Raw genomic sequence first — 26,062 nt, 5'->3', positions numbered from 1 at the left:
ATGTGTTAAATATAAGTTATTAAACCGGCAAAACAATCATAAAGCAGCAAAATACCGCAGAAACAAGATATATGCTTTCTGACTGCTTTCTAAGCAAGGGGTTGATATTTACAACTTTAAACCCCTAAATTTGTTATCCTTCTACAACAAAGATTATATAACTCAAAACAGAATAAATTATGGCATTTACACTACCACCTCTACCGTACCCCAAAGAAGCGCTTGAACCTCATATTGATGCACTTACTATGGAAATTCACCACGACCGGCACCACCAGGCCTATGTGGACAATTTAAATAAAGCTATTGACGGCACAGCCCAGGCGGACCAGTCCCTGGAGGAATTGATTAAAAATGCAGGCAGTATTTCTCCCGCAGTTCGTAATAACGGAGGCGGTCACTGGAACCACTCCTTTTTCTGGGAAGTCATAGGTCCGGAAGGTGGCGGCGAACCTGAGGGAGACCTGGCAACAGCCATCAATGATGCATTTGGTTCCTTCGCGGCATTGCAGGAGAAATTCAATGCAGCCGGCGCCACCCGTTTCGGCAGTGGCTGGGCATGGCTGATCGTAAAAGACGGCAAACTGGAAGTGAGTTCCACGCCAAATCAGGACAACCCTCTGATGGATGTAGCCGAAGTAAAAGGTACGCCAATACTTGGTGCGGACGTCTGGGAACACGCTTATTACCTGAAATATCAGAACAAACGTCCGGCTTACCTGGCAGCTTTCTGGAACGTCGTAAACTGGAAAAAAGTAGCGGAACTTTACCAGGCCGCTAAATAAGATATCCTGATATTACAGCCGACGGCTGTGATTAACTGAAAAAGCAACTCCGGACCGGAGTTGCTTTTTTCTTTCCAACAGTTTTTCAGCAGACCTGCAGTACTAATATTCCAAAGGGCCGTTCCGGAAAGGAACAGCCCCTTGATATGCAATCTCTATAGCAATGACTTATTTCGAAGCCACTTTCAGATCTACCCTTCTGTTCTGTGCCATACATTCGGGAGAATCATTGGCCGGACAAACCGGAAACTCGGGACCATAGCCTTCCGCTTCGGCAACCTGATTGTCTGCTGCGCCAGCTTTGACCAGTTCGCCGGCTACAATTTTAGCCCTTTCGGCGGATAATTTGGTATTGATCGCTGCATCGCCCGTATTATCGGTATACCCGCCCAGTTTAATAGCTGCATTCGGGAAGTTTTTAAGGATCGCCGCGATATTTTTTACCTGCGCTGCAGATTGATCGGTAAGTATGGATTTTCCGGTTTGGAAATAAACCCGGTCCAGCACCACCCAATTGGCAGATTTATCTACCGTATCAATGCTGAAAGCGGCATCGTTCAACATATGATATAGTTTGGCCTCAGTACTGTTGGCACCTACAGTCAGGCTGGTGCCGTCGGCCAATTTAATTTCAGTATCAGCTCCGACATCATAGATATAGTTACCGGTGGTTGTGTCCAGGCTACCTGTAACGGCATCGGGAACAGGTGTCGCGGCACCCGCATCAATCGATGCAGAAGTTTCCAGGCTGTCGGTTGCGATCTGGTCGGCATCACTTTGGTTACATCCTTTACCCATCAACCACCAAAGCAGGAATGCCAGTGCGGCCAGCAGCAGTAAGGGTAATAACCATTTGGCACCCCCGCCGGCTTTTTCTGCACGATCTTCCACATAGCTGGCGGCAGAAGAAGCCGTACCTTTCACTTCATCCACTGTTTCCCGTGCTGCTGCACCAATGCTGCCCAGACCCAGCAGCGAACCAATAGAACCCAAACCGGCAGGCAGGGCACTTAAAATATTATTTTTCTGAGAAGAGAGTAAGCTGGAAAGACCACTGGCCGAAAGATTATTATCGGTGCTCTGCTTGCCCAGTAATCCCATAATCAAAGGAGTAATCAAACTGATCAATGAGCCCGAAGAAGAAGATTTGATCCCCGCAAATCCTGAAATCGCATCGATAATGGTATTGGATTTGTCACCGCCGAGCAGTCCTTTGAACAGACCGGCGCCTTTGGACAATATGTCCGCATTGCCGAACAGTGACCCGGTATCATTAAGAATACCGCTTCCGAAACTTGATTTTGCGGAATCCAGTATTTCGGCAGCATCATTCTCGCTCCTGGTTACTTTGGAAGTCAAAGATCCCAATACAGAAGGAATAATCCCGGAAACGGCTTTAGATACGCCGCCCTCACTCTCGCCGAGGAATGAGCTTGCTTTGGCGATAAGATCCTGCGAAACATAGCCTTTCACAAGATCCACAATGTTAATTGACATAGTGTTTGATTTTAAGTTTTGTGATTATAGAATATTGCTGTAAAATGAGCTGTTAGAATGCTTCCTGTCTGTTGGTATACCTTGCTGTCGATTATCATCCGAAAATTTGTAAACGTACAACAGGCATTTAAGCAATTGCCTGCTAAGTAATTCTAAGATAGATGTTCCGGTCTCTTGTAAAACATAGCCGCAATCCCTCACCGAAACATTCATCTCAAAGTTCAACCATGCAAAGATCAAGCCAGTAGTAAGATTTTTATCCTATTGAATTACTCCTGAGGCCTTTAGCCCTAAATAATACAAAAAAAATAACATAGCATTCATCAACGTAATCACCAGTGTCAGTCGCAGTGCATACCGGCGGTCAATATGCATCAGTCCCCCGAAGGTATAGCCATACAATAACAGAAAACCCATCATAAAAACGGTCACGATGATTTCAGACCCTGTGGAGGCCGTCTTATTGGTAAACAACGCTACACAGAGCGCAACGATATTGACAATAACCAAAAACAGGTTCAGCTGTGCCGCTAAATAAGTATTGATCAGAAAATGCTCCCAGTAATTATATTTTCTCTTAAAAAAAGACAACCAGGTGATCAGTGCCGCAAACGGGATCATTATAAATATGAACACACTGAAATAATGGGCAAAAAAACCGCCTTCCGCAGCTTCGGGTGCCGCAGCCGCCCGGCTTTGATAGACCGTATCGGTAAGTTGCCGGAGTCCCTTAATGATCAAAGAACAAATTGTGGTCATCAGAACCACATAGGCGAAGGGCCGGAAATATTTCACCCGCCGGCCTTCCAGATAATCCTTTACCATTACCGCCGGCTGGGTAAACAGCTTTTTGATCGTAAAAAAAAATCCCCTGTCGATATGGAATACCGAGTGCGGTACATCATGCAGCAGCCAATGGGCGCTGATGCGTTTCTCCTCTGCAGACTGGCCACATTGCGGGCAAAACTTACCTGCAAAGCCGGTTCCACAATTTAAGCAACGCAATGGCTCCATCCAATAAAGATAACATTATGTTTCAAAACCGCCTATGGCGCAGCGGCTGCTCATACCACAACATTGATCATTTTATTTTTCACATAAATGATCTTCCGGGGTGGCCGGCCATCCAGCCATTTCTGAACTACTTCATTCTGGAGAACGATGGCTTCCACAGCGGTCTGATCCAGACTCAGGTCCAGCACCTGTGTGGTCCGCAGTTTGCCATTCACTGAAATCGGATATTCCTTGGTAGATTCCTGAATATATTTTGATTCGAAGACCGGGAAAGCGGCGTCCAGTATTGTAGTTGTATTTCCCAATTGGTGCCAAAGCTCTTCAGCAATATGCGGTGCATAGGGTGCCAGCATGATCAGTACCGGCTCAAGAATAGCCCGCTTATGACAGCCTGCATCGGTGAGATCATTAACCAGGATCATAAAGGCACTTACGCCGGTATTGAAACTGAACCGGCCGGTATCCTCTTCCAGTTTTTTAATGCCTTTATGCAGGATTTTCAGTTCGGCGGCAACAGGCGCCTGTTCGTCCCAGATCCGGGTGCTACTACCATCAGTGTTCTCTTTATAAAACAGACGCCAAAGCTTTTTCAAAAACCGATGGACGCCTTCGATTCCCTTGGTATCCCAGGGTTTGCTCATCTCTACCGGACCAAGGAACATTTCATACATCCGAAAGGTATCTGCGCCGTATCTGGCTACCAGATCATCAGGATTGACAGTATTGTACTTGGTCTTAGACATTTTCTCGACTTCGACGCCACAGATATACTTTCCATCTTCCAGCTGAAAGGTCGCATCTGAAAACTCCCCGTTGCGCCACTGCCGGAAGGCTTCCATATCCAGTTCCTGTCCGTCCACCATATTCACATCCACATGGATCTTGTCTACCAGCTGACCTTCATATTGGGTTTCCTCATCCAGCAGGCCCCGGGATACAAAGCGGCTGGTGCCATTCACCCGGTACACGAAGCGGGAGCTCCCCTGTATCATGCCCTGGTTGACCAGCTTTTTAAATGGCTCATCAAAACTGATATGCCCGAGGTCATACAATACCTTGGTCCACATACGGCTGTAGAGGAGGTGGCCTACGGCATGTTCTGTGCCCCCGATATACAGGTCTACCTGATTCCAGTAGTCAGTGGCCTGCCGGGAAGCAAAGGCGCCTTTATTTTGCGGATCCATATAACGCAGAAAATACCAGGAAGATCCGGCATATCCGGGCATGGTCGAGGATTCACCGCGACCGCCACCGAAAACAGGACTGTTCAGCCAGTCCTCGTTATTGCTCAGTGGCCCCTCGCCGTCCTTGCCGGGTTTGATCTGTTCCATGGGCGGGAGTTCCAAAGGCAGTATGCCGGCTTCCAATGGATAAACAACCCCATCGATCCATTTGACCGGGAAGGGTTCACCCCAGTAGCGTTGACGGCTGAAAGCCGCATCCCGCATTTTATAATTCACTTTTCTTTTACCAATTCCCCTTTTTTCTATTTCGTCAAATACCCGCTCCATGGCCTCACGCATGGGCAGATCGTTCAGAAATCCGGAATTTGACAAGCGGGCATCCTTGGTGGGATTGGCTTCCTGACCGTCGAAATGCTCGCCGATAATATTGGTTACTTCAATGTCGAACTCCCTGGCAAACCGCAGGTCCCTTTCATCACCACAGGGTACTGCCATAATCGCCCCCGTGCCGTAGCCCGCCAAAACATATTCACTGATCCAGACCGGGATTCTTTTCGTACTGTCAAAAGGATGCAGGGCATAGGTACCAGTAAACGCACCCGTGATTCGCTTCTCAGAAATTCTTTCACGTTCGCTGCGGGCATTCACATAATCCAGGTATGCCTGTACAGCCGACTGCTGTTCAACGGTTGTAATATGCGCTACCAGCTCATGCTCGGGAGCAATCACCATAAAATCAACCCCCATGACGGTATCTGGACGGGTCGTATATACTTTCAGTACGGGTGACTCGGCATCGATAGCCGGTGCATCCAGCTTGAAGTCAATCTCTGCCCCGCTGGATTTACCGATCCAGTTGGTTTGCATTTCTTTCATCGCTTCACTGAAATCGACGGTCTGGAGTCCCGCCAGCAGGCGATCCGCATACTCAGTGATCCTCAGGTACCATTGTCGCAGCTTTTTTTTGACCACCGGATAACCGCCCCGCTCACTCACACCGTTGACTACTTCGTCATTGGCGAGTACGGTTCCCAGGGCTTCACACCAATTCACTTCTCCAAATCCGCAGAAAGCCAACCGATATTCCATCAAAATGGCCTCTTGCCCGGCGGGTTCATAGCTTTTCCAGTCTGCTGCACTAAAAAGGGAACCGCCCCCCCCAGGCCGCTGGAAGGCGGCGTTGGGAACCGGATGCTCCTGATTGCCGACTGTTTCGAAAATGGCAATCAATTCCGCTATCGGCGTCGCTTTCTGGGTCTGCCGATTGAACCAGCTGCCATAGAGCTGCAGGAAAATCCACTGGGTCCATTTATAGTAATCGGGATCACTGGTCTTCACTTCCCTGCTCCAATCATAGCAAAAACCGATATTATCCAGTTGTTGGCGAAAAGTGCGGATATTGTTATCTGTGGAAACGGCCGGATGAATGCCGTGATCCATTGCATACTGCTCCGCCGGCAGTCCGAAGGCATCGTAGCCCATCGGATGGAGCACATTAAATCCTTTCAGCCTCTTATAACGGGCATAAATATCACTGGCGATATACCCCAAGGGATGGCCTACATGCAGGCCTGCGCCACTGGGATAGGGAAACATATCCAATACATAGTACTTGGGCTTCTCCGCGCCGGGTTCTCCCGGGTTGGGAACCTTGTAGGTATTATGGGATACCCAATACGCCTGCCATTTCTTCTCAATCTCATTAAAATTATACTCCATAATCATCATGCTTTTGCATCCACTCCGCTGTTCCTGCCGACTCATGGGTCGGCCTGCCGGTCCCGGGGATACTTTAACCGCTGTTATTTTCTAAATTATTGAATCCCGGAGGGATAAGGGCGACAAATTTAAGCATTGTTGTTTGTAAACCGCTAAATTTGCGGGGACCGCTACCAGCGGCCAAAGAACGCAATTATGCCGGAAAAAACAAAAGCAACCAGAAGAGGCAAACCTTCTTATCTCATGAGCATCGTTGGTGTCACCCTGGTGCTTTTTCTGATTGGGATCATCGGTTGGCTGATGCTGAACACCCGCGCTTTAGGCGAGCATTTTAAGGAAAATGTGGAAGTAAATGTCTACCTGCGGGAGCCGCTGGCGGCTAATGACAGTGCCGCATTAATGGACTATGTCAAAAGCAAGCCCTATGTCAAGACCCTGCAATTTACCACCAAGGAAATGGCCCGGCAGAAATGGAAAAAAGACGGTGGAGATGACTGGGATGGCATTCTGGAAGAAAATCCGCTACCGCAGAGCATCGATTTTAAGGTAAAATCGCATTACCTGAGCGCCGATACCCTGCAATTAATCAAAAGTGACCTTGAGAAACAAACCTATGTTTCTGAAGTAAAATATCCCGACCAGATAGCCGGCGAACTTGACTATTTTACGAAGACAACCAACTGGATCCTGCTGGGGCTGGCCATTTTACTGCTCCTGGTAGCCATCGTATTGATCGACAATACGATTCGTCTGGCGATGTTCAGCAACCGGTTTACGATAAAAACGATGCAAATGGTGGGTGCCACCCGCTGGTTTATTGCCCGCCCCCTTGACATCCGGGCCGTTATTAACGGGGCGCTTAGTGGCCTGATTGCCATTTTACTGGTATGGGCTATTATACAGGCGGCTTATTCCTATAACCCGATCCTGAAAACCCTGCACAATCCCGGAAGGCTGGTGCTATTATTTCTGCTGATGCTTCTGCTGGGCGTCCTGATCACCCTGATCAGCACCCATACCAGTGTCTTAAAATACCTGCGCAAGAAGCTGGACGATCTGTATTAAAGCCGTCGAAATGTTGTCCAGTGGAGCAAACCAGGGCCGTTCGGGAAGCTAAGCGGTAAAATATTCGGGCGGAACCGGCTCCTTAACGCAGATTTTGGAAAAACAGTACTAATATTGCAGCACAGTAAATCAAGGATCATGACGCAAAACAATGCTACACCCAGTTTATTTGGCAAAAGCAATTATCTATGGATGCTGGCCGGTGTAATCGTCATCGCCATCGGTATGTTTCTGATGGCGGGGGGCAAAAGCCCGGATCCCGCTGTCTTTAATAAAGATGAAGTATATAGCACCACCCGGATTACGGTGGCTCCCATCATCATACTGATCGGACTGGGCATTGAAATCTTTGCCATATTTAAGAAATCGGAAGCCTGATTTTACCTGATTAACAGGCGATGCAATCTGTGTCGCCTTTTTTTATCCCTATTGACATGAGTATCTTTGAAGCTATTATTATTGCCATCGTGGAAGGTATTACAGAATACCTGCCGGTTTCCTCGACGGGTCATATGATTATCACCAGCTCTTTTCTGGGTATCGAAACGGAAGAGTTTACCAAACTTTTTGAAGTAGCCATTCAACTCGGTGCGATCCTGGCAGTCGTGGTCCTGTACTGGAAAAAATTTTTCGATTTCGGGCGCTGGCAATTTTACCTCAAACTGATGGCAGGTGTGCTGCCGGCATTGATACTGGGATTCCTATTTTCTGATAAAATTGATGCCTTACTCGAAAGTCCAAAAACAGTCGCCATCAGTCTGCTGGTCGGCGGTATCATCCTTTTATTTATAGACCGGGCCTTTAACCATCCTACGGTAGATAAAGATGAAGAGATCAGCTATCCGCGCGCTTTCATAATAGGTCTATGGCAATGCATCGCCATGATACCCGGTGTGAGTCGTAGTGCGGCATCGATCATCGGCGGCATGCAACAAAAGCTGACCCGCAACCTGGCCGCAGAATTTTCCTTTTTCCTGGCCGTCCCCACGATGGCCGCAGCTACCCTGTACTCCCTTTTTCTGAAAACCTGGCAGACTGATGGGCTGACCCGTAAAGGCTATGAACTGATTCTGGAATCCCGCGACAATACCATTGCTTTTATTGTCGGCAATATTGTGGCTTTCCTGGTGGCCATTCTGGCCATCAAATTCTTTATCAATTACCTGAAAAAATACGGTTTTAAGGTTTTCGGCTGGTATCGGATCATCGTAGGCATTCTGCTGCTGATCTTACTTTCCCGGGGCGTTATCTGATCCGTCGGAACAGCGTATAGCAATGCGGGCAGTGCGGTAGGAGTGAATTTGTGAGAAACTATATCTTTGAGTGAATTTAGCTTTATGACACAAATTACTGCTTCCAAAAAAGTGATCAACGGCTGGGCCATGTACGATTGGGCCAATAGTGTCTATAACCTGGTCATTACGACCACTTTTTTTCCAATCTACTTTCTGGCAGTTACCAGCAACAAGAACGATCATACGGTCAATTTTCTGGGCAGGCAGTTTATAAATTCCACCCTGTATGATTATGTACTGGCGGTTGCTTACCTGATCATTGCACTTTTATATCCCATCCTGACTTCCATCGCGGATACCCGGGGCAACAAGAAAAACTTTATGCGTTTCTTCTGCTATATGGGTGCCCTGGGTTGCAGTGCCCTGTTTTTTTTCAAGGAAGACACCCTGGGCCTGGGCGTTATCGCCTTTATGCTGGCCGCCATGGGCTATGTCGGCAGCCTGGTTTTTTATAATGCCTTTCTGCCAGAGATCGCCGCTACCGCCGACCGGGACCGGATCAGTGCGCGGGGCTACTCATTTGGCTATATCGGGAGTGTGCTGATGCAGCTGATAGGTTTTGCGCTGATTATGGTCATGAGCGATAGTGGTCTGGCAACCCGGATTACTTTTTTACTGGTAGGTATCTGGTGGTTCGGATTTGCGCAAATCACTTTTGCCCGTCTGCCGGGCGCTGAGGCCAAGGCAGTCAAAAAGGGCAATATCATCCTGGAAGGCTTTGGAGAAATCAAATCAGTTTACCAGCAGGTAAAAAAAATGCCGGTGCTGAAGCGATTCTTACGCGGCTTCTTTTTCTACAGCATGGGCGTACAAACAGTGATGCTGGCCGCCACTATATTCGGCAGCAAACTCCTGAAACTCCCCGATCAGAATCTGATCATCACGGTGGTCATTATCCAACTGGTTGCCATTCTGGGGGCCTGGGGCATGAGCCGGCTTTCCAAGATACTGGGTAACCTGAAAGTATTGATGGGCGTTATCCTGTTCTGGATAGGCATCTGTGTGATGGCATACTATACGGCGGAATGGGCAGAAAGCGGCCGTGATGCCACCAATTTATTTTATGGGCTGGCCGTACTAGTAGGTCTGGTCATGGGCGGTATCCAGGCACTGAGCCGCTCAACTTACGCCAAGCTGATGCCGGACACCAGGGATACCGCTTCTTTTTTCAGCTATTATGATTTCTCTGAAAAACTGGCCATTGTAATCGGCATCTTTACTTTCGGCCGGATCGAAGAACTGACCGGTAATATGAAAAACTCGGTATTGTCTTTGATTGTATTTTTTGCCATCGGACTTTTCTGGCTCTATGCGGCATTGAAAAAAGAGCGACAGCCCGGAACCATCGTAAATCCGGATTTGTAAATAGATTAACAAAAAGATATATTCTCAATTACAGCCAGGGTTCCTATCCGGATGGATGGCCAGTTGACCGGCTGTTGACAAATAAAATACACTGATGAAACTCTATTCCGTAAACTGCGGTTATTTCAAACTGGATGGGGGCGCCATGTTCGGGGTCGTACCCAAAAGTATCTGGCAGCAGATCAATCCCGCCGATGCGCATAATATGTGCAGCTGGGCTTTACGCAGTCTGCTGATCGAGGACGGCGACCGGTTGATACTGGTGGATACTGGTATGGGTGATAAACAATCTGATAAATTTTTCGGCTATTATTATCTCCATGGCGATGACAGTCTGGACAAGAGCCTGGCGGCTCATGGATTTAAGCGCAGTGATATTACAGACGTGTTTCTGACCCACCTGCATTTTGATCACTGTGGAGGTGCGATCAAAAAATTGGATGATCAGTTGGTTCCGGCTTTTGAAAACGCTGTCTACTGGTCGAATGAAGCCCATTGGTTATGGGCCACCCAACCCAACCCCAGAGAAAAAGCTTCCTTTCTCAAAGAGAATATCCTCCCCATTCAGGAAAGCGGACGCCTGAAATACATACCTACAGGAGAAAAAGAATCCGGCAAACTGGACACGGCTTTATTTTCGAAGGATTTTCTGGTACGCTTTGCCAGTGGCCATACCGACGCCATGATGCTGCCACAGCTAAGTTATAAAGGAAGAACCATTGTATACATGGCCGATCTCCTGCCTTCAGCAGGCCATATCCCGTTGCCCTATGTGATGGCTTATGATACCCGGCCACTGCTGAGTATGAATGAAAAAGAACTGTTTCTCCAGGAGGCCCTGGCCAATAACTATATACTTTTTTTGGAGCATGATCCGGTGCATGAATGTTGCACCCTCAAACAGACCGAAAGAGGTATTCGGGCTGACCAGTTTTTTAAATTATCTGACCTTTAATGCACCCGAATGGATCTAAGAAATTATAGAGGAAAGCCCCCACTGGTATTTGCCGTCCTGCTAATGACTACTATGGGATGCAGTTCCCGAATCACCCAATCGGGCAAAGCCTCCTATTACGCCGATATGTTCCAGGGACGCAAAACAGCCAGCGGCGAAGTATTCAGACAGGGCAAACGCACGGCGGCCCATAAGACCCTGCCTTTTGGCACCAAGGTTAAAGTCACCAATCTGGCCAATGGCAAAAAAGTAAAAGTGGTGATCAATGACCGGGGCCCCTTTGTGGAAGGCCGCATAATCGACTTGAGTCGCAAGGCGGCCCGAAAACTGGATATGCTGCGCGCCGGCGTGACCGAGGTTACCATAAAATACAAACGCAAAAAATAATATCGCGGTGGCCATCGACACCCTGATAGTTTTCGGATGATACAGGCTGAATTACACTCAGGTATTTTCAATAGTTTTTTGCTTTCGCTCCCAGAACCAGAACAAGGTCATAATGCCGGCATTGATTGCTACCATCAACCAATTCCAAATACTCAACCAAATAGCCAGCCCCAATAAAAGATAAGTCCATTTGCTAATCAAAAAACGATGCTTTCGCCGGAAATTAAAAAAATAGTCCGCAGCAAATGCCAGAATAACGACCGCCATAAAAATGATAAAGGCATTTCGCTTCCATTCACCGCTGAGGCTGCCCTTCATCATTACCCCGCCAATATGATTGGCGAGGTAAATCAGAAAAGCAACAAGGGTGGATAATAATGTTCTATTCATATCTAGGCATCCTCCAGCAGGAAAGTTAAAACAATAGCAGGGTCATCCACACTCGCCATTCTGCCGTAAGTCACACCATCTTCGGTATAGTAGTCAAACTTGACATGGTTGTTCAATAGGAACTCCTGAATATTAGGCTGACCGGGATCGTACATTAATTTCGAAACATAACCACCCGACGCCGCTGTTCTCAAAGTAAATCCGTAAACTTTGGTTGCGGGATCTTTGGTATAGTCGAACACAATGGTTGTTGTCCATCCACCGTTTCCATTCTGGTTACTCCAGCCTTCGACAATCAGTCTGCTATTGACCAGATCAAAGTGCAGGGTCAGGGTGCCGTTGTTAAACACATAACCCGCATAGCGATTATCCAGATTGTTCACATAATGCGAAATTATGGCTTCGCCTTCCGGTGTCATCCCGGGAGTGATCGTCTTGTAGCGTGCCTGCAAACTGAATTTCGTACCCAATAACACATCCAGAGGAATCAATGGCGCAGAAGATTTGATCACCTCATATTCTTTACCTGAAGAATCATAGGCTACGATGTCAGAGCTGTTCTTCCATCTCAATCCGGAAAAATGTATGCCCATATTCACCAGGCCGTCCACAAAGTAAGCACCGTCAATGGAATAAGCTATACCTGAACTCGCCGAACTAACAGAATCATCCGGAGAAAGATAATCTCCCGATACCACCTTCGCGCTGGCATTCAGACCCAACTCAATTTTCTCCTGGGTGCCATTGTTATCAAAGAGTATCATGGGATGGGTACTTTCAAACAAATCCCTGATACGATTGATCGCATCGTCATACTCGCCATTCATAAAAGACTGCTTTTCTGCAGCGGAAGCCTTAATTAAATACAGTGTATTCCGGCATTTTCTGCCCGTCAGGAACAGCGTATCTCCGCTGGTTCTTTCGTATTCAAATTCTATATCACTCTGAAGACCCTCCTTCTGCTCACCATCATTATTCGAGTCATCCGGGTCCTGCAAAATTGTTATGTAGGTATAGGTATCAAAGATCAGCGTTGCATTGGAAATATACTTGATCCGATAGGTGGATTCCTTGAAATTAACCGCAGATGCTGCGTCCCAGTCGGCGACCATATTTACCGTACCCTGGTCCGTAAAATCCATAAAAAAACCATACCCACCTCCTTTTAAGGAAGTTTTAAGAAAGGCTTTCCAGCCATTGGATGCACCCAACAAAACGTGTTTCAGTTCTGCATTTCTCTCCAGCATCCTTTCCTCCGGCAACTTGTCAAACAGGTCCGCTACTTCCGGCTTAGAACAGGCGGCGAGCAGCAGCAGTCCGAAGGAACAGATATATAATAGATTTCTCATAGTCATTCTTATTTATAAGTTACTGGTCCATAAAAATAATTTTGTTCATCATCTGCGGTATAAAAGCCGGCAAATGACTTATAGGCCTGATCCGTAGGCTGGATCGTGTAGGGCAGATAATCAGCCACAAAAGTATGTTCGGTCAGATAAGGCAGCATATGCGTCTGAAAAGGTGTAATCACTGATCCGATCCGCCCATTATTATAGGTGGTGCCTTCGCCTTCCGGACTTTTGAGACTGAAACTTACTTCCTTCGCTTCAGGATCTACTTCCACATTAAAATCATAATCACCGAAGTAAATAGTAGAACCAGTAGCCCCCTGCGCGAAACCCAGTCTGAAAGTCATATTCTCTGCATCTGCAAACCGCAGTTCCACATATTTCAAGTACCAGTTACCCGCCTGTAAATCGGCGGCATAGTCCGCCAATAGTGCGTCGAATATGGAGGAACTGCCATAAGTTGCATAATGCGCTTCCTTTGGATCTATGTGGATGAAATCTACAGCGCCTTCATTGATCATATTGGCGAAACTGGTCAGATCCGCAGGATCTTCTACCCCGTACTGGTCCTGCAACACCTTACGCACCTCCGTTTGCAGTTCATAAAGGTCCACATCAAAATTATTCAACATGTATTGAGCTGCGATCGCTTCCTTCTCTTTGAATCGGGTATAAGCCAATGACGAATAACCGACCGTGAACAGGAGGTTGCTGTACCAGACAGGGCCTTCTACCACGATATGGGCTACGGTCTCGGCAAAATCCTCACCGAACTGGGAACCCGCATATGGTGTTACAAAACCCAGGGCTTGGGCATCTGTGGTACTTACATTTGTCCAGTCAGGCTCATAATCGGGTACGCATACTTTTTCAAATGCCGGTGGAATAGGAATTGTCTGATTCAATGCATGTGTGAACTCATGAAAAACTGTTCTCAGGTAGCGTTTCATCTGATCGCCATTGGTATTGTCAAAACGGTTCAGGTCATACAGAGTCATCGTACGCGCACTGGCGGAAGTGCCCAGGATATAGGAATTGTCATTATTATAAGAAGGAGATCCGAACAGGACCCATTCTTTATGAAAATATTTCTTTCCGAAAGTCTCGCCGGCCACTTTGGTATACGGTTCGATAAAACCTTTTTTGATCACCTCCAGTACCGGAATCACCCGGTCCAGCTCAATGGGGGAAATATTACGTGTCACGTCACCTTTGTGTCGGTCAAACCTGTATTCCACTTCAATATTCCAGGGATCAACAAAATTACTGGTAATCCATTCGTCCACGTCGTTAGCAACGGCCTCATCGATAGGGTAGTCATTCATGTCCACATCCAGATTCTCCGTGGACTTGCGACATCCGAATAGTGCAACCAGGAGTAGCAGGTAGGTGGCTAGTATTTTTATTCTTGTCATTGTAAAGAAGTTTTAATTAACGGGGATTGAGTTCCAAACCACCCAATTCAACCGCAGTTTTGGGAATTTGAAATACGCGTCGATTATCATCAGCAGGCAATTCAATAGTCGACTCAACGCCACTGTTATCAATCAATAAATGCGTAATCGTCATTTTATGCCGGATCATGTCGAAATAGCGCATGCCTTCATTCATAAATGTCCAGCGCTTGACATCCAATATGGCATTCATCACCGCTTCTTTCTCATTCGCTGTGTCATAAAAATCCTTGGCTTTGGCAATCGTAATACCATGAGTAGGCTGGTTATAGTTGGTAATTTTATACCGGCAGGCCAGGTTCAGATCTGCCAGGGCCGCATTGGTATTGCCCATTTCGAGATAAGCTTCGGCCCGGTTCAGCAACACTTCATCAGTAGTGAGCATCGGCATTTGCAAGTAGGGATAACCAATATTGGAGGTGGAGTTGGTGACAAAGAAATATTCTCTTAGTTTGTTTAATGTATAGTTACCGGTACCATAGGTCCAGGCATTGGTCTTAAAACTGCTGCCGGTTACATTGGTACGGGTATACCAGTTGCTGTAAATAGCGGGACCGAAACCGTATCGGCTTGCATACAAACCACTGGAACGCTGATAACCGGAATACATTTCATGGACCAATAGGTTGAACTTGGATTCTCCTGAACAGAAATAATTCCCAAAGATCGTTCCGTCCCCGGACAGGGAAGCGGCTTCACCCGCATAGTCCCTTATCACGCCAAAGAAATCGCCGCCGGGCACTACTTTATTAGCATGCTCTATCACTTTTTGCCAATCCTGCTTGAACAAATAAAATCTTGCTGCAAATGCATGAGCTGCTGCAGGTGTAAAATGATACCCAGGTACATCCCATTGACCACCGTTCAGCAGCGGCAGCCCTTCGGTAAGATCTTTTTCAATCTGTTCGTACACAGAAGCTACCGTCCCCCTGTCGTATTTCTGAAAAGGATTATCCTCTGGCGTGAGCACATAGGGTACACCCAGGCTGGAATTATCACCGGCCGGGTCGTAGGCCTTGGCAAAAAAAGTTACCAGTAGAAAATGACTAAAGGCTCTGGCTACCAGGGCTTCACCACGATAAGGGTTGGTTTCTGGGCCCAGATCATATTCTACAATCGAGGCCAGCGCCTGGTTGGCTGCAGCAATACCTTCATAAGCACCGTTCCAGAATTCCGAAGGGGTATTGCCGCCATCGTCCTCTACATCCTCAAATTTGTACAACTGTGGAAAGGGAAGATTCAGGTGCACGCCCGAAGCGTTAGGCCCTTTGTCTGAAACATTATCGGAATACATTTCACCCATCGCACAATATGGATAACTTGGATATGCAGAGGAAACCAGTTGCGCAATTTTATCAACATTATTCAATTCTGCCCGATTGTCCGGATTCTTATCTAAGAATTTTTTGCAGGATATTAGAGTGATTACCAAAATGCTGCAAATAATTAAATTTCTATTTCTCATACTATTCATTATTACAGACCTAGTTTAATCGAAAATGTGTATTGTTTCGGAATTGGCATGGCCACGCCGCCATTGTTAAAAAACTCAGGATCAGCCCCCAATAAGCGCTTGTCGGAATAGAGTAGAGCGATATTATTACCAACTAGTGAAAACTGCAGGTTATTCAATCCGAGCTGTTGGGTGATGCGCGATGGCATGAAATAGGTAAATGCGATATTCTTCAGCCGGATGAAGTCTCCTTTGGCCACGCGAACATCGGTGTAATTGTATAAATTATACGCATAGACCGCCGTCTCTGAAGTACCGGTGGAGTACCGGGTGAAATTCTGACGTTGCAGCTGATCCAGAATCGATGGGATATGGGTCACCGACTCATCTCCAGGCATGATCCAGCGATTACGCATTTCCTGTGACATGGCATACAGGTCATTATAGGAATCCGAGAATATGGGCTGCAGCCTTAATTTATTGCCGTAAGCATAAGTAAACAATACCGACAATGAGAAATTTTTATAGGCGAACCGGTTATAAAAACCACCGGTAAAAGTCGGATCAACCGGACCTTCATATTTCAGGTATTCGACAATATTGTCCTGCACCCATAAATAGTTATCTTTTTCTCCTTCAGTATTGATAAAAGTGGGAGACCCGTCAATCGGATTCAATCCATCATATTTGATTGAGAACAATCCCCGCTGGGGATACCCATTTAAAGCATCTCCTTCCGCCCTGACCAGGTTCCAGATACTGGGGTCAATCTCCTTTTCCGTGATCTTATTCTTATTAAATGCAAAGTTCAACCGACTGGTCCATGCAAATCCGGCAGGTTCTTCAGGTTTTATCAATTGGGCACCAATCGTGGTTTCCACGCCGGATCCCACCATTTTTCCATCATTGGCTACTTTTTCTGACTCTCCGCCAATACCGGCATTTTTCACTCGTGAAATCAGATCAAATATTCTTCTCTTATAGTAATCTACCGTAAGATCAATCCGATGGTCAAGAAAACTTAAATCCACACCCAGATTAAATTCATACATCTTTTCCCAGGTCAACTGATTGTTGGCCAGATCCGAAATATATATAATTGATTCCTTCTCGGTTTCATTCGGACGATAAGCGATCCGATTGTAGAACACCGGCAGGGTATTGGTCGCATTTCCTATATTACCCACCAGGCCATAAGTTCCCCTAAGCCGCGCAGAGCTCAACTCATATAAATCAGGGAAGAATTTTTCATGGGTAATATCCCAGGCGCCAGACACGTTCCAGGTGGGCAGCCAACGCGCCTGTCGTGATTTCCCCATTTTATTGGAACCATCCATCCGGCCCGTCACATTAATGCTATAGCGGCTGTCGAAATTATATGCGGCACGTCCTGCATAGGCCACATAACGGTCATAGTAGTAGGCCATGCCAAAATAGGGATCTCCGCCTTCGATCATTTTCTTGAAATACCGATAATTGGGATTGACCAGTCCTCCATTTTCATACTGGTAGCCCACCCCATCATAATTGTAATTCTGCCGGTCAATGGACCGCACTTCCATGGATCCGAAAAAGTTGAACAGGTTCCTATTCCAGGCTTTGTCAAATTCAATATTCTGCCGGAAATAATAATTTGCGATTTTATCTTCCACATTATTAAAGAATCCACCGGCGGGTAATACAATTACAGGCAGTTCATAAGGTCTATCGGGATCATCATACAACCAGTTGTTGCCGCCAATAACGGAACTGTTGGTATAAGCCCTGAATGACTCTGCCATATTGGATCCTTCCTGCACATAATGCTGCCGGGTCGTTTGCGCATACCGGTAAGCACCGTCCAGTGAATACTGGAGACCGGGAATGATTTTATATTTTAAACCACCCTGCACCTTTATATCCAGCATACTCAACTTCAGGTAATTCTTTTCAACCTCGTTGATGATATTAAATGGCGCCCAGTTCATCTGAAAATACTCCAGCTCCCCATTTTCATCATAGGGGGTGATCAGCCGGCTTGTATTCAACGCATAGGAATAGGGATTGATATCGAAGTCCCTGGAATACTTGCCGTATACCGGATCAGACTGCCGGTTTAAAACGCCCGGTGTCCGCTGGTTTCTGATGGAGCTGGTTCCGATCAATTCAAAACTCAATTTATTGTTGACCTTGAAATTTGTCCTGAGGTTGGCCGTAAATCGGCTTACCTGATCGGCAATGGTCTGGCCGTTATCGTGGAGATAACTCGTAGAAAAGTAATTCTGTACCTTGTCCGAACCCGAAGTCACGCTCACAGAATGTTCCTGTAACAATGAGTTTTTAAACAGCACATCAAACCAATCCGTATTGGCACGGGCATATCTTTCCAGAAATCGGTTTTTATCGGCATTATCAAAACCGTTCTTTAATGCCCAGGTACCACTGGATTCATCATAGTCATAAAGTTGTTTGTATAATTTGTAGAAAACACCTCCATTCTGAGGGGCTCCCAGTCCTGCGGGATTCAAATAACCTTTATTTTCCATTTCCACCATGACGCCCATCTGCTCTGCGGAATTCATAATATCGAACTGATCATAACTTGGTTTCAGGTAAGTCGTCAGGTTTCCGGTATAACTGATAATTGGTTTGCCCTGGGAGTTGCGCCCTTTTTTAGTACTTACGACGATGACACCATTCATAGCGCGGGCCCCATACATAGCCGTAGCAGCCGCGTCTTTCAAGATGGTCATCGATTCGATATCATCCGGGTTCAGTCCCGCTACCGAAGACCCAATAAGGGTATTGGCATCACCGGTTGAAAGTGCTTCATTGGAAATATTGACGACATCTTCCAGAATGATACCGTCGACTACCCAAAGCGGCTTGTTGTCACCCGAAAGAGAAGTCGCACCCCGGATCCGGATTTTGGGTGCAGCACCAAATGTTCCGGATACATTCTGAATCGAAACGCCGGCCACCTGGCCTTCCAGCATCCGGCTTACATCCGGTATACCGTTGCGCTGTACGTCTTTGGCCAACACTTTGGCCGCAGACCCGGTAAAAAGTTTTCGGTCGATGGTCTGATAACCCGTCTGTATGACCACTTCTTCCAGATCTTTGATCTGTTTCTCCAGGACGATCTGAATGGTGGCCGCGTTCCCCACCCGATGTTCCACCGTTTTATAGCCCGTGGCAGAAACTTCGAGGATGGCTCCTGCGGTCACATTACTAAGCGTGAAACGTCCCTGTTCATCTGTACTGGTTCCCAGCGTGGTACCCTTTACGATTATACTGGCGCCGGGTATTGGCGTACCATCTTCCCCCTTGACCTGTCCCCGAATATCGATATCTGTTACCGGCGCAGGTGTGGTGGGCAGGTCAGGCTGTAAGGCTGCAGGTGGTTTGGTCGCGACGGCGGGTAACGGTTTAGCCGTTACAAAAATGGTTTTATTGTCAATCGCAAACTGTAATGGCTGATTGCTAAAGGCACGGTTCAGCACCTCCTTCAGCGGCATGTTCTTGACGTTCAGCGAAATCGGACCTGCTTGGTCAATGAGTTGCTTTTTATACAGTACGGTATAACCTGTCTGTTTTTCAATGGCTTTGAACAGACTGCGTATCGACTGCTGGTCTCCCGTATATGTCACGGTTTGCGCATGACCTTTAGCCCCCGCCTGCATACAACATACGAACAGGAATAAAGATATAAACTTCATAATTAGAATTGTTTTTCGTAGCGACTTACGATGGGAATGTTCTAAAAGAAGTGATTTAAAATCATACATTTGTAATAGTTATGGTTAATCAATTAGAAAATTGCTAGACACGTTTTCTGTTATTAATCATTTTCATCTGGCTGTCTCCGGTGGTGCGGAGGCAGCTATTTTATTAGGGGATATAGATTTCGCCTTTATTTCATATCGTCTGCTTTTTTAATGGTTAATAATGATAAGTACATGATTTTCCATCCGGTATTGAATTCCTGATCCTTTGAAAAACTTCAGGATAGAAGAAAGGTTGACATTTCGATTCAACTTACCCTCAAACTCCAATGCAGGCACTTGCCCTTCATAGCGTACTTCTATATTATACCAGCGGGCTAACTGCTGCATCACTTCCTCAAAACGCAAACCGGTAAAATTAAAATTTCCGCTTTTCCAGGCCATTACGCCTTCCGTATCTACAGCGCGAACCTGTATGGGCTGATTACCGCTGACGACAGACTGCTGTCCGGGTGCAAGTATTTTCTCTTCCGAATTACCCGACCGGACTTTTACTTTTCCTTCAATCAAGGTTGTTTTAATACCAGGAACATCTTCAAAGCTGTTGATATTGAATCGGGTGCCCAGCACGGTTACCCGCTGCTGTTTGCTGTTGACGATAAAGAGCGCACCTGACGACTTTTTGGAAACTTCAAAATAAACCTCGCCCTTGATGCTCACTTCGCGTGCGGCGTCATCAAAAACCAAAGGATAGGTAATGGCGGAGGCGCTATTCAGCCAAACCCGTGAACCATCTGGCAACTGAAGTTCAAAATGCTTCCCTTTTGAAGTTGTTACTGTATTATATACCGGCTGGCGCTGTGCACTTTCTCCTTCATATTGTAATCGCCCATCTTTTAAAACAGCAGTAATATCTGCATCTGCAATAACCGTATTCCCTGTGCTGTCCAGGGCGATCTTTCGGCCGTCAGACAGCGTCAGGACAGCACCTTCCGTTCCGGGTTGTATATCGGTAACGCTGTGTGAAACCTTATTCTTCTCCGGAGCCCGGTTCATGAGCAAGAACCAGGACAGGGCGCCAATGAAGCCCGTAATCAGTACCGCTGCAATCATTTTCCTGGACCACCACCATTGAATTTTACGGTTACCAATTCGGCGGTCCGCATCTTGAAGTATCTTTCGTAATATGGCTGCCGATTGTTGATCCGGTAACCGCTGATCCGCACCTGTTTCTTCCCAGGTACTGCGCAGTAGTTCCCGCAATAAGGGTTGGTGCCCTGGCTCCTGAAGGGATGCAAACAACAGGGATTTTTCCTCCGCCGTTATGCTGCCAGCCACATAACTGTGAAATAATTCCCTAATATTTTCTTCTGTCAAAGCCATCGTTACAGGTCGGGTTTAAACTAAATGACGCATAACAGTAAAAAAGGGAGTAGTAGAACGAAAAAAAATTAGTAACTCAACAGGAGCAAAACAAGAATCAGGTATTCCAGTGTAATTTTGTCTCTTAAAACTCTTAGTGCCAGTGTCATATGTTTTTTTACGGTCAATACACTGATACCCATTTCACGGGCGATTTCTTCATGTTTCATACCACCTTGACGGCTAAGCACAAAGACCGAACGTTGCTGGGGGCTCAGACCGTCCAGTAGTGCACGTAACTGCAGGTCCAATTCTTTGCTGATGAGTTGCGCTTCTGGATCTGTGGTGGCCGGGATTTCGCGAATTTCCCCAATTGCTTTTTCCCGGACGGCCATGGTACGAAAGCAGGAATATGCGTAATTTCTTACCATCCGGTGCCAATACGCATCAAAATTGGTTACCTGTTGCAGTCGTTCCCGTTGCCGCCAGAGTTTAAAATATAATTCCTGTACGCCGTCTTCCGCCAATTCCGGGGACTGCAGTAGTTTAAGCAGGTAGGCATATACCCTATCCTTCGTCCCATAGAAAAAGCGGGAAAATGCAGCCTCATCGCCGCCGGCAATTAACAACAGTTCCTTTGTTGATATGGTGGTATTCAAAACCTCGGGTAATTTTCAAACAAGCAGGTTCTCGGTATCGAACCCTTTCTAATGGGTTAAGAATCAGGGAAACATTTCCAGAACCAGACCTCGCGTGCCTTGTCAATGCTTCCCATTATAACAATTTCTATCGATAAGATTCATTGAACCGATGCCTAAATGAACTCGCAGCTAAGCTTAACCAATCCGCTCAGATCATATGGCACCATAATTCAAATGTAATGACTTTTTTACCACTACAAATAATCTGTTCGAGCCTGAATTTAGAAAGGTTTCAGGAATCGACCAAGCAATCAGCTAATTTCAGTTTAACAATTCTTAATTGAAATTTATGCGAAGTATAAAATATTTCCCGGGACGCACCCTTTCAGACCCGGATGCCGATTGATTTTTCAGCTAGTCACATTGATTACTGCAATACCGGACTCAGCCATTTGCGGGCTTGATCCATTGACATGCCTTTACGGGCGGCAAAGTCTTCCAGCTGATCTTCGGCGATTTTTCCCAATCCGAAATAATGACTCTGGGGATGCGCGAAATACCAGCCACAGACAGAAGCGGGCGGATCCATTGCCAGGCTTTCTGTAAGTTGAATGCCAATATTTTCCGTTACCTGCAGCATTTCAAAAAGTTTGATTTTTTCAGTATGGTCCGGACAAGCGGGATAACCCGGTGCCGGCCGGATCCCCTGGTATTGTTCTTTGATCAGTTCTTCATTGCTGAGGGTTTCTTCTTGCTGGTAACCCCAGAATTTTCGACGGGTACCCGCGTGCAGGCATTCTGCAAAGGCTTCTACAAAACGGTCACCCAATACCTGTACCAAAATTTTATTGTAATCATCCAACTGGTCCAGATAACGTTTAACATGATCCATCACACCGTGTATGGTAACAGCAAAAGCCCCCATATAATCCTGTCCGTACTCCGCCGGCATGACAAAATCCGCCAGTGAAAAATTATAGTAGCCTTTTGCTTTCTGTGATTGCTGACGCAGGGATTCCAGCTGTACCTGCCGGTCATCAACCTGTACCGTAATCGTATCGGCTCCATTGCTACTGGCAGGCCAGTACCCCACGACACCGTCTGCCCTGAACCAATTTTCATCTATTATCTGGCGAAGCATCGCCTGGGCATCCTTGTAGAGTTTGGTGGCTTCAGCTCCATAATTCACATCGGTCAGGACGTCCGGAAAATGTCCGGGCATCTCCCAGGCACTAAAGAAAGGCCCCCAGTCTATATAATCGGCAATCTCCGCCAGGCTGTAATCCTTAAACACTTTTACCCCCTGAACCGCAGGCACTACCGGCTGGTAGTTTTTCCAGTCCAGCATTTCTTTATTGGCCAGTGCCTGTTCGTAGGACACCAGCACTTTTTTATGTTTATTGGCAAACTGTACGCGGAGGCCCTCATATTCATTACTTGTTTTTTCCAGTACTGCCTGCTTTTCCTTACCCAGCAGGCTGCTGACAGCGGTAACACTCCGGGAAGCATCCAGAACATGCATCACTCCGTTATCGTATTGGGGTGCAATTTTGACCGCAGTATGCATCCGGGAAGTCGTGGCCCCGCCAATAAGCAGGGGCTGTTTCATATTCCGCCTTTTCATCTCCTGCGCGACATGGACCATCTCATCCAGAGAGGGTGTAATCAGACCGCTGAGTCCGATGATGTCGGCGTTCTCTTTTTCGGCGGTATCCAGAATCTTGTCCGCTGGCACCATTACCCCCAGATCAATCACATCATAGCCGTTACAGCCCAGTACCACGCCTACAATATTCTTACCGATATCATGGACGTCACCTTTGACGGTGGCCAGTAATACTTTGCCGGCACCCCCGGTCAGGGCAGCGGGGTTGGCCAGTTTCTCTTCCTCGATAAAAGGCGTAAGCCAGGCCACCGATTTTTTCATTACCCGGGCGCTCTTCACGACCTGCGGAAGGAACATCTTTCCGGCTCCGAACAGATCGCCTACCACATCCATACCCGCCATCAATGGTCCTTCTATTACTTCCAGGGGTCGGGGATATTTGAGTCGGGCTTCTTCGGTATCCGTTTCAATAAATTCGGTAATACCGTTCACCAATGCATGTTTCAACCTTTCCTCGACCGGTGTTTGTCTCCAGGCATCATCTTTTTTCTGTGTCTTACCGGAAGCTTTCACCGTTTCTGCAAAAGCCAAAAGTTTCTCCGTGGCTTCATTGTTATCGTTATTATGATTCAGGATCACATCCTCACAAAGCTGGCGCAGGTTGGGTTCAATCTCATCATAAACCGCCAGCTGGCCGGCATTGACGATACCCATCGACATCCCTGCCTTGATGGCATAGTACAGAAATACAGCGTGCATAGCTTCCCTTACCGGTTCGTTGCCCCGAAAAGAGAAGGAAAGATTACTGACACCACCACTGATGCCCGCCAACGGCATCAACTGCTTGATTCTGCGGGTGGCATTAATAAAATCTACTCCGTAATTATTGTGTTCTTCCAGTCCGGTAGCTATGGCAAAAATATTGGGATCAAAAATAATATCCTGTCCTTTGAACCCTACCTGACGGGTCAGTATATCGTAAGCCCGCTGACAGATTTCCACTTTGCGGTCTTCCGTATCGGCCTGGCCTTTCTCATCAAAAGCCATAACGATCACAGCGGCACCGAAATTCTGACAGGTAATGGCCTGTTCGATAAATTTCTCTTCGCCTTCTTTCAGGGATATCGAGTTCACAATGCATTTACCCTGTGCACATTTCAGGCCGGCTTCGATGATCTCAAATTTGGAAGAATCGATCATGATCGGCACTTTGGCAATATCCGGCTCACTCTGAACCAGATTGATAAAAGTGGTCATCGCCTGTACCCCGTCGAGCAGGGCATCATCCATATTGATATCTATCACCTGTGCGCCGTTTTCTACCTGTTGCCGCGCAACACTAAGGGCTTCCTCATATTTATTCTCACGGACCAGTCGGGCAAATTTCTTGGAACCGGTGACATTGGTTCTTTCACCAATATTGACAAAATTGGTTTCAGGACGCACCACCAGAGGTTCCAGGCCTGACAGCCGTAAAAAAGGAGGTATACTAACAGTACTCATAAAAATGCTTAAAATCTGTTCAAGAATGCTGGTTCGTGGGTTGCTAAACGATTTCAGTTGCTTCCACCGGGCGCCGGCGGGGCTTCACACCCCGGACAGCATTGGCAATAGACCGGATATGGTCCGGAGTCGTACCACAACAGCCGCCTACCAGATTGACATAGCCTTCCTTTGCCCAGTCATCGAGGAAGGAAGCGGTTTCATTGGGTTGTTCATCATATTCCCCCATGGCATTGGGCAGTCCCGCATTGGGATAAGCGGAAACATAGCAGGGAGCGATCTGGGACAGCTCTGCCACATGGGCCCGCATGTCTTTTGCGCCCAATGCACAGTTCAACCCCACCGACAACGGGTCGGCATGGGCCACCGATATATAAAAAGCTTCCAGGGTCTGACCACTCAGGGTCCGGCCGGAAGCGTCCGTTATGGTGCCGCTGATCATCAGCTCGCGGTTGCTGCCCGGATGCTGTCTGAAATAGGTCTTGGCAGCATAAATGGCCGCCTTGGCGTTCAGGGTATCGAAGATGGTTTCGATAAGTAACAAATCCGCACCGGCTTCCACCAGTCCGTCGATTTGTTCGGTATAGGCAGCCACCACTTCATCAAAACTCACGGCACGGTAGCCCGGATTATTGACATCCGGAGACAGACTCAGGGTCTTGTTCAGCGGACCGATCGCGCCTGCTACAAAAACGGGACCCCGGTTCTTTCCCTCCGGAGACGCCAGAAAATCTTCGATAGCCTGCCGTGCACAACGAACCGAAGCCTGGTTCAGTTCATGTGCCAGCGACTGCATATCATAGTCGGCCTGTGCAATAGAAGTACTGCTGAAAGTATTGGTTTCGATAATATCTGCTCCCGCCTCGAGATATTCCCGGTGGATCGCCTGGATAATATCAGGTCGGGTAATACTGAGCAAATCATTATTGCCTTTCAAATCTTTGTGCCAGTCCTTAAATCGCTCACCCCGGTAATCCGCTTCAGTGAGCCGATACCTTTGGATCATGGTACCCATGGCACCGTCCAGGACCAATATACGCTGGTCCAGCAAATCTCTGATTTTACTCATAGTTATCGCTTTAGGCGGTCATGCCGCCGAAAATGTCTTCAATGATAAACGTGGGAACTAAGAAGGGTTCTTCCGTTTATTAGTTCTTTTTTAGAACAGGCTGAACAATAAACAAATCTGCCTGGGTAGCAAAGTTAAGAATTAAAGTAAATTATTTGGCAAGCTAGCTGATTAATAGTAGAAAACACTAGTATAGCTCTGATATGCAAGAGAATACCACAGTCACGCTTGTATTTAACCGGTATCGGGTGCATAAAAATCTATC

The 26,062-nt window shown here is 46.9% G+C and carries 19 protein-coding genes; 7 read left to right on the top strand and 12 right to left on the bottom strand.

All coding sequences use genetic code 11. The features are described from left to right. Nucleotides 1-179: 179 nt before the first annotated feature. Complete coding sequence (locus tag ACYVI9_RS10910) at nucleotides 180-785, top strand: superoxide dismutase (RefSeq protein WP_460764476.1); 606 nt, start codon at nucleotides 180-182, stop codon at nucleotides 783-785. Between the two features lie 168 nt (nucleotides 786-953). Here ACYVI9_RS10910 and ACYVI9_RS10905 read toward each other — a convergent pair whose 3' ends face one another. From ACYVI9_RS10905 to leuS, 3 genes are all read right to left on the bottom strand, one after another. After that, nucleotides 954-2,282 (bottom strand): DUF937 domain-containing protein, encoded by a 1,329-nt coding sequence (locus tag ACYVI9_RS10905; protein ID WP_460764474.1) that lies wholly within the window; start codon nucleotides 2,280-2,282, stop codon nucleotides 954-956. Nucleotides 2,283-2,543: 261 nt separating this feature from the next. Beyond that, complete coding sequence (locus ACYVI9_RS10900) at nucleotides 2,544-3,296, bottom strand: DUF3667 domain-containing protein (protein ID WP_460764472.1); 753 nt, start codon at nucleotides 3,294-3,296, stop codon at nucleotides 2,544-2,546. 50 nt (nucleotides 3,297-3,346) lie between these two features. Further along, on the bottom strand, nucleotides 3,347-6,199 hold the full coding sequence (leuS, locus tag ACYVI9_RS10895) for a leucine--tRNA ligase (protein WP_460764470.1): 2,853 nt from the start codon (nucleotides 6,197-6,199) through the stop codon (nucleotides 3,347-3,349). A gap of 195 nt (nucleotides 6,200-6,394) precedes the next feature. On the opposite strand from leuS, the gene ACYVI9_RS10890 reads away from it, so the two are divergent. The 6 genes from ACYVI9_RS10890 (at nucleotide 6,395) to ACYVI9_RS10865 (ending at nucleotide 11,266) form a co-directional block, all read left to right on the top strand. Continuing rightward, complete coding sequence (locus tag ACYVI9_RS10890; protein WP_460764468.1) at nucleotides 6,395-7,264, top strand: cell division protein FtsX; 870 nt, start codon at nucleotides 6,395-6,397, stop codon at nucleotides 7,262-7,264. A gap of 138 nt (nucleotides 7,265-7,402) precedes the next feature. Further along, nucleotides 7,403-7,642, top strand: a complete 240-nt coding sequence (locus ACYVI9_RS10885; protein WP_460764466.1) for a DUF3098 domain-containing protein — start codon at nucleotides 7,403-7,405, stop codon at nucleotides 7,640-7,642. Nucleotides 7,643-7,698: 56 nt separating this feature from the next. Then, on the top strand, nucleotides 7,699-8,517 hold the full coding sequence (locus ACYVI9_RS10880; RefSeq protein ID WP_460764464.1) for an undecaprenyl-diphosphate phosphatase: 819 nt from the start codon (nucleotides 7,699-7,701) through the stop codon (nucleotides 8,515-8,517). Between the two features lie 84 nt (nucleotides 8,518-8,601). Continuing rightward, a complete protein-coding gene (locus ACYVI9_RS10875; RefSeq protein ID WP_460764462.1) occupies nucleotides 8,602-9,924 on the top strand; it encodes an MFS transporter in 1,323 nt (440 codons plus the stop codon). A gap of 94 nt (nucleotides 9,925-10,018) precedes the next feature. After that, nucleotides 10,019-10,879 carry an MBL fold metallo-hydrolase gene (locus ACYVI9_RS10870; protein ID WP_460764460.1) on the top strand — a complete coding sequence of 287 codons (861 nt, stop codon included), beginning with the start codon at nucleotides 10,019-10,021 and terminating at the stop codon, nucleotides 10,877-10,879. Nucleotides 10,880-10,888: 9 nt separating this feature from the next. Continuing rightward, a complete protein-coding gene (locus ACYVI9_RS10865) occupies nucleotides 10,889-11,266 on the top strand; it encodes a septal ring lytic transglycosylase RlpA family protein (protein WP_460764458.1) in 378 nt (125 codons plus the stop codon). Nucleotides 11,267-11,323: 57 nt separating this feature from the next. Here the strand turns inward: ACYVI9_RS10865 and ACYVI9_RS10860 are convergent, their stop codons facing one another. From ACYVI9_RS10860 to ACYVI9_RS10820, 9 genes are all read right to left on the bottom strand, one after another. Then, on the bottom strand, nucleotides 11,324-11,656 hold the full coding sequence (locus ACYVI9_RS10860; protein WP_460764456.1) for a hypothetical protein: 333 nt from the start codon (nucleotides 11,654-11,656) through the stop codon (nucleotides 11,324-11,326). Between the two features lie 2 nt (nucleotides 11,657-11,658). Then, nucleotides 11,659-13,005, bottom strand: coding sequence for a DUF4302 domain-containing protein (locus tag ACYVI9_RS10855; RefSeq protein WP_460764454.1), 1,347 nt, complete (start codon nucleotides 13,003-13,005; stop codon nucleotides 11,659-11,661). Between the two features lie 8 nt (nucleotides 13,006-13,013). After that, complete coding sequence (locus ACYVI9_RS10850; RefSeq protein ID WP_460764452.1) at nucleotides 13,014-14,420, bottom strand: substrate import-associated zinc metallohydrolase lipoprotein; 1,407 nt, start codon at nucleotides 14,418-14,420, stop codon at nucleotides 13,014-13,016. Nucleotides 14,421-14,436: 16 nt separating this feature from the next. Then, on the bottom strand, nucleotides 14,437-15,924 hold the full coding sequence (locus ACYVI9_RS10845) for a RagB/SusD family nutrient uptake outer membrane protein (protein WP_460764450.1): 1,488 nt from the start codon (nucleotides 15,922-15,924) through the stop codon (nucleotides 14,437-14,439). 11 nt (nucleotides 15,925-15,935) lie between these two features. Continuing rightward, the gene (locus ACYVI9_RS10840; RefSeq protein WP_460764448.1) at nucleotides 15,936-19,610 is read right to left on the bottom strand and encodes a SusC/RagA family TonB-linked outer membrane protein; all 3,675 of its coding nucleotides are present in this window, start codon (nucleotides 19,608-19,610) and stop codon (nucleotides 15,936-15,938) included. Between the two features lie 216 nt (nucleotides 19,611-19,826). Continuing rightward, a complete protein-coding gene (locus ACYVI9_RS10835) occupies nucleotides 19,827-20,999 on the bottom strand; it encodes a FecR family protein (RefSeq protein ID WP_460764446.1) in 1,173 nt (390 codons plus the stop codon). 68 nt (nucleotides 21,000-21,067) lie between these two features. Then, a complete protein-coding gene (locus ACYVI9_RS10830; protein ID WP_460764444.1) occupies nucleotides 21,068-21,637 on the bottom strand; it encodes an RNA polymerase sigma-70 factor in 570 nt (189 codons plus the stop codon). A 409-nt stretch (nucleotides 21,638-22,046) separates the two neighbouring features. Then, entirely contained in the window at nucleotides 22,047-24,728 is a 2,682-nt protein-coding gene (gene metH / locus ACYVI9_RS10825) for a methionine synthase (protein ID WP_460764442.1), read from the bottom strand. A 43-nt stretch (nucleotides 24,729-24,771) separates the two neighbouring features. Next, nucleotides 24,772-25,797, bottom strand: coding sequence for a homocysteine S-methyltransferase family protein (locus tag ACYVI9_RS10820; RefSeq protein ID WP_460764440.1), 1,026 nt, complete (start codon nucleotides 25,795-25,797; stop codon nucleotides 24,772-24,774). Between the last annotated feature and the right edge of the window lie 265 nt (nucleotides 25,798-26,062).

Source organism: Niabella terrae (genome assembly GCF_054783135.1).
Note: the sequence above shows the minus strand (reverse complement) of the source record. Positions and strands in the feature narration are given on the sequence as shown.